Origin of the sequence: Paraburkholderia rhizosphaerae, from assembly GCF_004366595.1 — a bacterium.
Lineage (GTDB): Bacteria > Pseudomonadota > Gammaproteobacteria > Burkholderiales > Burkholderiaceae > Paraburkholderia > Paraburkholderia rhizosphaerae.
In genome coordinates this window covers 59742-70331 of the sequence record NZ_SORE01000031.1, presented here as the reverse complement: position 1 = coordinate 70331, position 10590 = coordinate 59742, and the positions used below count along the sequence as shown (strand labels likewise).

General features: G+C 63.8%; 8 protein-coding genes. 4 read left to right on the top strand and 4 right to left on the bottom strand.

Annotated features, from left to right (window positions below; translation table 11 throughout):
* Nucleotides 1-68: 68 nt before the first annotated feature.
* The 4 genes from BX592_RS29425 to aepX form a co-directional block, all read right to left on the bottom strand.
* Nucleotides 69-914: a hypothetical protein gene (locus BX592_RS29425; RefSeq protein ID WP_134196811.1), complete on the bottom strand. Its 846-nt coding sequence runs from the start codon at nucleotides 912-914 to the stop codon at nucleotides 69-71.
* A 536-nt stretch (nucleotides 915-1450) separates the two neighbouring features.
* Nucleotides 1451-2518 carry a 2-aminoethylphosphonate aminotransferase gene (locus tag BX592_RS29420; protein ID WP_134196810.1) on the bottom strand — a complete coding sequence of 356 codons (1068 nt, stop codon included), beginning with the start codon at nucleotides 2516-2518 and terminating at the stop codon, nucleotides 1451-1453.
* A gap of 47 nt (nucleotides 2519-2565) precedes the next feature.
* Nucleotides 2566-3729: a phosphonopyruvate decarboxylase gene (aepY, locus tag BX592_RS29415; RefSeq protein ID WP_134196809.1), complete on the bottom strand. Its 1164-nt coding sequence runs from the start codon at nucleotides 3727-3729 to the stop codon at nucleotides 2566-2568.
* The gene (gene aepX / locus BX592_RS29410; RefSeq protein ID WP_134196808.1) at nucleotides 3726-5444 is read right to left on the bottom strand and encodes a phosphoenolpyruvate mutase; all 1719 of its coding nucleotides are present in this window, start codon (nucleotides 5442-5444) and stop codon (nucleotides 3726-3728) included. Before aepX ends, aepY begins: the two co-directional genes overlap by 4 nt.
* Here aepX and BX592_RS34065 point away from each other — a divergent pair.
* The 4 genes from BX592_RS34065 to BX592_RS29395 all read left to right on the top strand — a co-directional run bounded on the left by BX592_RS34065 (nucleotide 5413) and on the right by BX592_RS29395 (nucleotide 10579).
* On the top strand, nucleotides 5413-5727 hold the full coding sequence (locus BX592_RS34065) for a hypothetical protein (protein WP_166676499.1): 315 nt from the start codon (nucleotides 5413-5415) through the stop codon (nucleotides 5725-5727). The genes aepX and BX592_RS34065 overlap by 32 nt on opposite strands.
* 326 nt (nucleotides 5728-6053) lie before the next feature.
* Nucleotides 6054-7598, top strand: a complete 1545-nt coding sequence (locus tag BX592_RS29405) for a methyl-accepting chemotaxis protein (RefSeq protein ID WP_134196807.1) — start codon at nucleotides 6054-6056, stop codon at nucleotides 7596-7598.
* A 269-nt stretch (nucleotides 7599-7867) separates the two neighbouring features.
* Entirely contained in the window at nucleotides 7868-8614 is a 747-nt protein-coding gene (gene aqpZ / locus BX592_RS29400) for an aquaporin Z (protein ID WP_134196806.1), read from the top strand.
* Between the two features lie 174 nt (nucleotides 8615-8788).
* Nucleotides 8789-10579 (top strand): peptidoglycan D,D-transpeptidase FtsI family protein, encoded by a 1791-nt coding sequence (locus tag BX592_RS29395; RefSeq protein ID WP_134196805.1) that lies wholly within the window; start codon nucleotides 8789-8791, stop codon nucleotides 10577-10579.
* Nucleotides 10580-10590: the final 11 nt, after the last annotated feature.

Here is a 10590-nt window from a genome sequence, read left to right as displayed (position 1 = left end):
AATCAGTTTGCTATTCTGTTTGGCGATCGATTCACGCAGGCGCGCGGCTAACGATTCCTTTAACCGCCTCACCCACAAAAATGCGGACAGGTTCTCGTGCCTTCGACATAGTTCGAAAAATACGATTCGATAAACGCACGATTGTGTCGCGCGACGCCCATCGGAACCGTTTCCTCGATGCGCGGTAGCGCGGCAGTTCTCAGATGAGCCGCCAGCAGTCCAAAACGCTCGATGCGTTCCCAATCAACCGATTTCCCCCTCGATACGAGGATGCCCTCCTGCGTCTTCAATTCGCCCTTCTCGTGCGTCCCGAGAAGTTCGCCGATCATGCCGCGCAAGACCTCAAGCTGCTCCGGCATTTTCAGCCGCTCGGCCAGCGACGCCGCGCGATCCCGCAGTTCGTTGAGAAGCTTCTCCCCTGATGCGTTCAGGTGCTTGATAAGCCAGGCCTCGATCTCCTCCTGACCAACCCGGCGCGGCGCCTTGCGCCCCAGGTTCTCCAGCAGCGCACGAGCCTGGCTCGACCAGTACAAGCCGCTTTGGCCAAGCGGCATGTCCCCTGGTAGCGGCCCCGGGCCTTCGACGAGCTGAAAAGCGAGCCCTGGCAGTTCGAGCTTCTTACGAACCAGCGTCGGATGGGAGACTGTCCACACGTGGTCCTGCGGCTGACCGCGAATCGCGCTGATGTGAGAAACGACGCCGCCTGGAATCAGCATGCCGCCGATGTCCATCCAGTGCGCGCGCACGCGCCGTTCGATTTCCGTTGCCCCGCCCTCGTTGCTGACGTACACCCCCTTGGACACCCGGATCAGCGCACCGCCCGCCGCAAGGCGCTGAACCCTTCTGCGCTCCGCGGCGGAAAGGCGCGAGACAAAGATGACGTCCTGCGTGACGGGCTCGAGGGTCGTGGACATAGGGATAAGGGCGTAAGGGACGCGGCTTTGTCGCGTAGCGTCACATCTTATCGCGTGATTGGCCCAATTTGTCGCGTAGCGTCGCCAGATTTGCCGATTTTGTCGCGCAGCAGCGAAAAAGCACGTTTACTAGCTAAGTCAGGCAGGCTGTCGCGTTCCAGCGAAGAACACGCCGCCGAACTGCGGGATTTGTCGCGTGGCGTCACAGAAACTGTCGATTTTGTCGCGTAGCAGCGAAGAACTGCGATTTAGCGCATTCCGGTTTTCGAGGATGATGTCGCATTCCAGCGAAAGAATTCACGTTGCCTCGCCCTATTTGTCGCGCAGCGTCACCGAAACCGTCGATTTTGTCGCGTAGCAGCGAAACACCATCAAACAGTCACCGTTACGCCCACGCGTGCAGCCGGGAGCACGACATTCTTATCGTTGCCCTAAGTGGACATAAAGAAGGCCAGAAGTCTTATGAAGCAAGGACCTCCAGCCTTCTACCGGACCTGAATCGGGTGGAGCGTCGCGGTCCGATCCGGGACGCGCCGTTAATTCGTCAACCCATCAAAGCTCTGCAGCAACCGCTCGATATCGGCGGCATGAATGTCGCCCATCGTCGAGATCCGGAACAGTTCGGCGGACAATCCCCCCTGCCCCGCATAGATCACGAACCCGCGTGCCTTCAACGCATCGTGCAATTGCGGATACGCGACGCCAGCCGGCAACCGGTACGCTCGCAATACAACCGACGATTGCTCCCGCGGCAACACACTCGCCATCCCCCGCGCCGCCAGGCCCGCCCATACCTGCTCGGCGAGCGCCGCATAACGCGCATGCCGCGCGGTCCAGCCACCCTCATCGGCCAATTCGCGCAGCGCTTCGACAAGCGCGTAATACGCGTGCACGGACGGCGTAAAAGGCGTGTTGCGCTGATCCTGCAAACGCGCGAGACGCCCGAGATCGAGGTAGTAAGTGCGGCTCGCCGCAACGGCCAGCGCGTCGCGCCGCACGATCACGAACGCCGCGCCTGGCACGCCGTGCAGACACTTGTTCGCGGTCGCGGCAACTGCCGCGAGCGTCGTATCCGCAAAGTCGATCGCCTCGGCGCCGAAGCTGCTCACGCCATCGATCAGTAACCGCACGCCACGCTCGCGGCATACTGCGGCCAGCGCGCGCAAATCGTTCAAGCGCCCGGTCGTCGTTTCGTGATGAATCGCCGCGACATGCGTAATCGAACGATCCTGATCGAGCGCGGCCGCGATACGCGCGACGTCCGGCGCCTGCATCCAATCATGCTTCACAACCGTATGCGCGATCCGGTATTGCATCGCGATCTGCGTGATCCGTTCGCCATACACGCCGTTCTCGACGACCAGCAGCTTGCCGTTCTCAGGCACCAGCGCGGCCACCATGCTTTCGACCGCGGCCGTGCCGGAACCCGTCATCAGCACCGCGGTCCATTGCGCGGGGTCGAGTCCATAGATTTGCAGCAGACGCGTGCGCGCTTCATCCTGCAAATCGAAGAACTCGCTTTCGCGGTGGCACAGGTCGGTCTGCAACAGGCTGTTGCGCACGCGCGCGCTCAGCGTGACCGGACCGGGGTTCAGCAGCAACATCGGGGTTCTCCTTCGTATCCTTTCCAGACTTCCTGCGCGGCCCTGCGTTATCGCGCGAGCGCGCTAATGTGGCGCATCAGGCGCGTCTTCACATCGGGCGGCGTGATGGTTGGACGCGGCAGCGCGTCTGGCGTGCCGCGACGAATCGCGAGCCGCACAAAGCGTGCGCCGTCACCGGTGCGCGGCGCGGCGAGCACCTCGTCGAGCACGCTCAACTGATCGCTTTCCACTGCCGATGCGTACCCGCAAGCCGCGGCGACACCCGCAAACGACACTTGCGTCGACACGGTCGCCTGGCCACCCGTCGAATCGTGTGCGCCGTTATCGAGCAGCACATGCGTCAGATTCGCGGGACCGTAGGCGCCGAGCGTCGCGAACACGCCCATGCGCATCAGCGCGGCGCCGTCGCCGTCGAGCGCGACCACGTGCAGGTCCGGCCGCGCCAGCGCAAGGCCGAGCGCAAATGGCGTGAGGCAGCCCATCGAGCCCACCATGTACAACTGATTCGCGCGGTCGTCGAGCGCGTATAGCTCGCGGCCGCAAAAGCCCGTCGATGCAAGCACGACCGTCGATTCGAGCGGCGTATGCGCGATCACGCGCTGCAGCGCTTCGTTGCGCGTCGGCAGTGCATCCGGCGCAACGCCGCGCGCAGACGTAATCGCTGCCGGCCGCGCTTCGCGTCGCGCCGCATCGTCGGCGTTCAATTCATACGGCTTGACACTGCCCTTCTGCATCACGAGCGCATACGGCCGGCCCGTATCGTCCATATGCCTGATCGCACGATCGAGCGCAGGGCCGATCTGCGCGGCTTCCGTCGGGAACGTTTCCCATGGAATTTCCATCGTATCGAGCATCGCCGGCGTGATCGGACCCATCAACGCGTGCTGCGGTTCATCGGGCACGCCGGGCTGCCCGCGCCACGTGACGATCAGCAGCTGCGGCAGCCGGAAAGTCCAGGTCAGCGACGTCAGCGGGCTCACCGCATTGCCGAGACCCGAGTTCTGCATCATCGTGACGCCGCGTCGCGCACCAAGCGTCACGCCGGCGATCAACGCGACCGCATCGCCTTCGTTCGCCGCCGACACGTAGTGCAGATTCGGATCCTGCAGCACATAGTTGATAAACGGCGTCAGATACGAGCACGGCACGCCCGCATACCAGTCGAAGCCGCGCTCGCGCGCCGCTTCGACGAACTGCGCTGCTTCGATCATCGTGCGCCCTCATCGGCACCGCCGCTTTGCGCGAGCGGCGTTTGCGCGTGTGCGAAATCGCCCGCGCGACGGAAGTCTTCGAGATCGTTCACGCCGCGCCAATGACCATGCACGTATTGCACTTCGACCTCTTCGCCGGCTTCGATCAGCGCGTTCAGCAGCACCGGCATATCGAGCGACGCGAAATCGGCGCGCGTGCGCAGTTGCGACATCACTTCCTGCAGCCGCGCGAGGCCCGCGCCGCGCACATTCATCAAGCCGACCCAGCGGCCCTGCGGCGCCTTCGACGCCGCGCCCGCCGGGGCATCGGTTTCATTGCCGGATACGCGGCGCAGCAGCACCTTGTTGCCGAACAGATCGCGGTCGTCGCCCGCCGAGCACCATGCGAAATCGCGCACACTGCGATTCGCCGCATGCGTTTCCGACGCATCGGTCGAATCGACCACCACGCTGAACGCTGCTTCGCTTTCGACGAGGTCACGCACGATGTAGCTGCGGAACAGCAGATCGCCGTACGAGATCACCGTGTCGCCCTGCAAGCGGTCGAGCGCGCACGCGAGCGACGCGAGTTCGCCGGTCGTTTCATGCTGGTCATTGACGACAAGCTTGATGCCTGCGGTGTCGATCGCGTCGGCACGATAGCCGCCGACCACGGTGATGTCGTTGACGCCCTGCTTCTTGAACGCATCGACGAGCCAGCGCAACAGCGGCTTGCCGGCGATCGGCAGCATCACCTTCGGACGATCGGTGGTCACCGCTTCGAGACCCTTGCCGCGGCTCGCCGCGAGCACGACCGCGGAGCCCGATGCGCGCGACGCGGACAGATAGCGTTCTTCGGCTTCCGAATATTCGTCCGCATCCTGCAGGCGGAAAATCTCGTTGACGGTCGCCACGCGATCCTCGACGTTGACGAGCGTCTGATGCTCATAGATGTCCTTGACCACCGCCTGCATCGCGGACACCGCCGCGCGCAGCTGATGGTTCGCCCAGATCACTGCGCTGATGCCCGCCTTGCGGAACACTTCGGTCGGCGTGCTGTAGTACTTGGTCGGCACGATCACGATCGGGCTGCGGCCGGCCCATTCACGCGCGAACTCGAGAATCTCGTCGGGCTTCGACAGTTTGCTGTGCATCAGGATCGCGTCCGCGCCGGCAAGCCGGTACGCTTCCGCGCGGCGCAGCGCTTCTTCCATGCCCCAGCCTGCAATCAGCGCCTCGACCCGCGCGACGATCGAAAAATTGTCGTCGAGTTGCGAGTCCTTGCCGGCCTTGATCTTGCCGCAAAACTCTTCGACGTCCGCCAGCGGCTGGCGCTCGCCGTTGATAAAGCTGTTCGTCTTCGGAAACTGTTTGTCCTCGATGCACACGCCGGCGATGCCGCGCTGTTCGAGCTTGCGCACGAGGCGTCGCACATTGTTGAAGTTGCCGTAACCGGTGTCGCCGTCAAGCAGGATAGGCAGGTCGCTTGCGTCGGCCATGAATTCGAGCTGATCGACCACCTGGGTCCAGCTCGCCTCGTTGTTGTCGCGCACGCCGAACTGCGCGGAAATCGTCAGGCCCGAGCCCCAGATCGCCTTGAAACCGGCTTCGCGCACGATACGCGCCGACAGGCCGTTATGCGCTTCCATCAGGAATTCAAGTTCGTTGCTCGTCAGCATCTGACGCAGCCGCGCGCTGCGGGACATGACGGAAAAAGAAGGCTCGCGTGCATTCATTATCTGGCTCCTGCTGACCGCTGAAGTGGCGGTTGAATGTCATCTGTTGCTCGCGCAACGTCGTTGGAAAAATCTTCGGAAATGCGGTCCCCGCCGGCTCGCACATACGCATGCGCAGGCGTGCCGCAAAGCGCATTGCGCGCCTGCTCGTCCAGGGAAATATCGAATTGAAAAAGGCGGTTTTTATTCAAATCGGAATAGGCGGCCCGGATCGAACACGGGCTATTTCATGACAACCAAAGGTGGCGACTATATCGGAAATAGAACCGTCACGCCGCTCTGATAGGGCGTTTATGGCAATAAATGGAATTAGTTTGAAAAATGTGGATTTTCCAGTGGTCTCACCCAACTCGCTGAACATCTCGAATACATCTGCGGCAAGCCGTTGACCGTCTTTTCAAATCCGCTATCAACGCATTGATTTATCAGATGAAAGCAGTCTGAAAAAATGGGCTGCCCGATTACGGGTTTCCCCTGCTGCGGCGCGGCGTCGACGCGACCGTTAACGCCGTCAGGCGAAGAAACGCGCGCGGCGATGTGAATGACTGAACCTCGCGATGTCGCCGGACACCCTTGCTCGCTTCATCCAGACATCCGGACATGCAGACCATGACGCTCAACAAAAAACTCGGCTCGATGATCGCCGTGCTGTGGATCGGCCTGATCCTGATCGGCGCATTCGGCGCGTGGCAAACCCGCGCATCGATGATCGAAGAACGGCGCGCGCAACTGATGACGCTTGGCCAGGAAGCCAATTCGATCGTCAACCACTTCTACACGCTGTCGCAACAGCATGCGATCAGCGAAGACGACGCGAAAAAGCAGGCGCTTGCCGCGGTCGGTGCGATTCGCTATGGCGCCGATGGCTACTTCTCGGTCAACGATTCGAAGCCGGTAATGCTGATGCATCCGATCAAGCCCGCGCTGAACGGCAAGGATCTCGCGCAGTTCGTCGACCCGGCCGGCACGCATGTGTTCATCGAGATCGTGAAATCCGGCGACCGTAAGCCCGGCGGCGACTTCGTCGACTATCTGTGGTCCAAGCCCGGCAGCGAAGCGCCGGTGCCGAAGACGAGCTTCTCGCTGCGCTTCGCGCCGTGGGACTGGTACCTCGTGACCGGCATGTATATGGACGACGTGCGCAGTGCGTTTATCGCGAACCTCGCACGCTGGCTCGCAATCACGTTCGCGCTCGGCGCGCTCGCGACCGTCGTGATGGTGCTCGTACTACGCAGTGTGCGGCGCACGCTCGGCGGCGATCTTGAAGTGGCAGTGGCCGCCGCGCAGCGGATGGCGGGCGGCGACCTCGCGAGCGATGTTCCGGCCGCGCACGGTGACCATACAAGCTTGCTGCATGCGCTGCGCTCGATGCAGCAAGGACTCGTCGCGACCGTCTCGCGGGTGCGTGTGGGCACTGAAAATATCGATGTGGGCGCAACGGAAATCGCCGCGGGCAACACCGACCTGTCGCAGCGCACCGAGGAACAGGCGGCCGCGCTCGTGCAGACTGCGTCGAGCATGGACCAGATGACCAACAACGTGAAGCACAACGCGGATAGCGCCGCACAGGCCGCGCAGCTCGCGAGCCAGGCGGCCGACGTGGCATCGCGCGGCAGCCAGGTGGTCGACGACGTAGTACGGACGATGGGCGACATCACGAGCAGCTCGCGGCAGATCGGCGACATCATCGGCGTGATCGACGGCATCGCGTTCCAGACCAATATTCTCGCGCTGAATGCGGCGGTCGAAGCGGCGCGCGCGGGGGAACAGGGCCGCGGCTTCGCGGTCGTCGCAGCCGAAGTGCGCAGCCTCGCGCAACGCTCGGCTACCGCGGCCAAGGAGATCAAGGCGCTGATCGAAACCTCGACCGGCAGTGTCGACGCGGGCGCAACGCTCGTCGCGAGCGCCGGCTCGACGATGGGCGAGATCGTGCAATCGGTGCGGCGCGTCAACGAAATTCTCGAAGAGATCAGCCGTGCGTCACGCGAGCAGAGCGCGGGCATCGAACAGGTGAATCGCGCGGTCGGCGAGATGGACCAGGTGACGCAACAGAACGCGGCGCTGGTCGAACAGGCCGCCGCGGCCGCGCATTCGCTGAAGGATCAGGTGAGCGGTCTGCGCGACGCGATCTCGACCTTCAGGTTGCCGGCCTGATCGATCGGCTTCACCCGTTACCGCTTCGCCCCGCGTTCCCCCGCTTTCCTCCGCTTTGCGTCGCCGGCGAAACACCGGCGGCGCGCCTGCCCAGCCCGCCCCGCGCGACGCTGACAAATCTTGACAGTCAATTTCCGCGGGCGTGCCTAAACTTCGCGCTCGGGAGCGAGCCGGCCGCGCATCCATTGATCGACTCGCATCGATTGCATCGCTGATGCAGTCGCGCTCGCGCGCTCCCGTTCGTCGAAATTTCCCAGGGAGCCCATACGATGAATCTATTCAAACGTTTTGCCGCCGAACTGTTCGGCACTTTCTGGCTGGTCCTCGGCGGATGCGGCAGCGCCGTCCTCGCGGCCAGCTTCGCCGGTCCCGAGCACGGGCTTGGCATCGGCTTTGTCGGCGTCTCGCTCGCGTTCGGCCTGACCGTGCTGACGATGGCGTATGCAATCGGCCATGTGTCGGGTTGCCACCTGAACCCGGCGGTCAGCATCGGCCTTGCCACCGCGGGCCGCTTCCCGCTACGCGACGTAGTGCCGTATATCGCCGCGCAGCTCGCCGGCGCGATTCTCGGCGCGCTGGTGTTGTCGCTGATCGCCGCGGGCAAGCCCGGCTTCGACCTCGTGGTCAGCGGCTTTGCCAGCAATGGCTATGGCGAGCGTTCGCCTGGACATTACTCGATGGCATCCGCGTTTATCTGCGAAGCGGTGCTGACCGGATTCTTCCTGTTCGTGATTCTCGGCGCGACCGACAAGCGCGCGCCGGCCGGCTTCGCGCCGATCGCGATCGGCCTGTGCCTGACGCTGATTCACCTGGTGTCGATTCCGGTGACGAACACGTCGGTCAATCCGGCGCGCTCGACCGGTCCGGCGCTGTTCGCTGGCGGTGCGGCGGTCGATCAGTTGTGGCTGTTCTGGCTTGCGCCGATTGTCGGCGCGATAGTCGCGGGCATCGTTTATCCGATCGTCGCGGGCAGCGCACGCAGCAGCGACGTGCGAGCGTCAGGCGCGACTGCGTAGGCCTCGCGCTTGAGCGCGACGTGGTGAGGCTCGCTTGCGTCAGTCCCGCAACGCTTGCCGCGCCGCGCTCGCATTCGGATTACGTTTTAATTACAATCGGTGCGGACGCGACGCGGCATCTGCATGAACCGCTGCGCATCTGGCTGCTTTGCGTGCCCAACCTCGTCCGCACCCATGGTCCTGAACAAGAAAGCGCAGTCATCCCACGCGTACGCGAGCGTCGCGAAACATCCGGTGCTCGCACCGCGCCTGCCCGCGTGGCGCTCGAAGCTGATCGTGTTCATCGCGTTCGCGGCGTTCACGTCACTCGCCGGACGAGCAGTCTGGGTGCAAGTCGTCAATCGCGACTTCTACATCGAGCAAGGCCAGAAGCGCTATCAGCGCACGATCGAACTCGATGCGACACGCGGGCGCATCGTCGACCGCCACGGCGCGCTGCTCGCCGTCAGTCTCGCCACCTATGAAATCTGGGCATCGCCGAAGCTGATCGGCGACGAATCACTCGCGCCGCTCGCCCGCTTACTCGATTTGCCGCTCGCCGACGTGACGCGCCGCGTGTCGGGTGAAAAGTCGTTTGTGCTGCTCAAGCGTCAGGTAGACGCCGACACCGCCGCGCAAATCGGCAAGCTCGGCCTCGCGGGCGTCACGCAGATTGCCGATTCGAAGCGCTTCTATCCGGAGGGTGAATCCGCCGCGCATGTGGTCGGCTTCACCGATATCGAAGACAACGGCCAGGAAGGCGTCGAGCTGTCCGCGAACGAACGGCTAAACGGCGTGCCGGGCCGGCGCGAAGTGATCCGCGACCGGTTGGGGCGAGTCGTCTCTGAAACGCGCCCGCTGCTGCCGGCGCGCAACGGCGCGACCGTGCAGTTGACCATCGACCGCCGCATCCAGCAGCTTGCGTATGCGCAATTGAAAGCGGCCATCGCAAGGCATCGCGCGGAAGCGGGCAGCGTTGTCGTGCTCGACGCGCGCAACGGCGAGATCCTCGCGCTTGCTAACTATCCGAGTTTCGATCCGAACGATCGCGCGCGGCTGACCGGGCGGCAGCTGCGCAACCGCGCGGTCGTCGATACGTTCGAACCCGGCTCGACAATCAAACCGGTCGTCGTCGCGTTGTCGCTGGACCAGGGCAAGGTGCGTCCACAGACGGTGATCGATACCGCGCCCGGTTCGTACCGGATCGGCCCGAACACCATTCACGACACCTCCGATCATGGCCGGATGACAGTCGCCGAAGCGCTGCAGAAATCGAGCAACATCGCGCTCGCGAAGCTCGCGTTGAATCTGCCCGCGCAGACGATCTGGACCACGTATCAACAGTACGGTCTTGGCCGCGCGCCGCAACTGACGTTCCCCGGTGTGGCTGCGGGAAAGGTGCGGCCGTACGAACGCTGGCGACCGATCGAGCAGGCGACGATGGCCTACGGCTACGGGCTGTCGACATCGTTGCTGCAACTGGCGCAGCTCTACACCGTCTACGCCGGTGACGGTATGTTGAGGCCGGCGCATCTGCTGCGCGAAACGCCGGCGGATGCGCCGCCGCCCGAAACGGCGCGTAAGGTTGCCGCGGTTGTCAAAGACCCCCACCCCGTCGATATCACGGGCCGCCCGTCATCGCACGCGCGCCGCGTGACGACGCCCGCGACCGCCGCCGCGATTCGCGCGATGCTTGAAATGGCGACGGGCCCCGGCGGGACCGGGCAAGCCGCGTCGATCGAAGGCTACCGGGTCGGCGGCAAAACCGGCACTGCGCGCAAGCAGGTCGGCGCGACCTACGCGAAGAACCGCTACCGCGCGCTGTTCGTCGGCATCGCGCCGATGAGCGATCCGCGCCTGATCGTCGCGGTGATGGTGGACGACCCGGCCGGCCGCGCGTTTTATGGCGGAACCGTGGCCGGACCAGTGTTCTCGGCAGTAGCGGGCGGCGCGCTGCAACTGCTCGGCGTGCCGCCTGATGCGTAGACACATCAGAC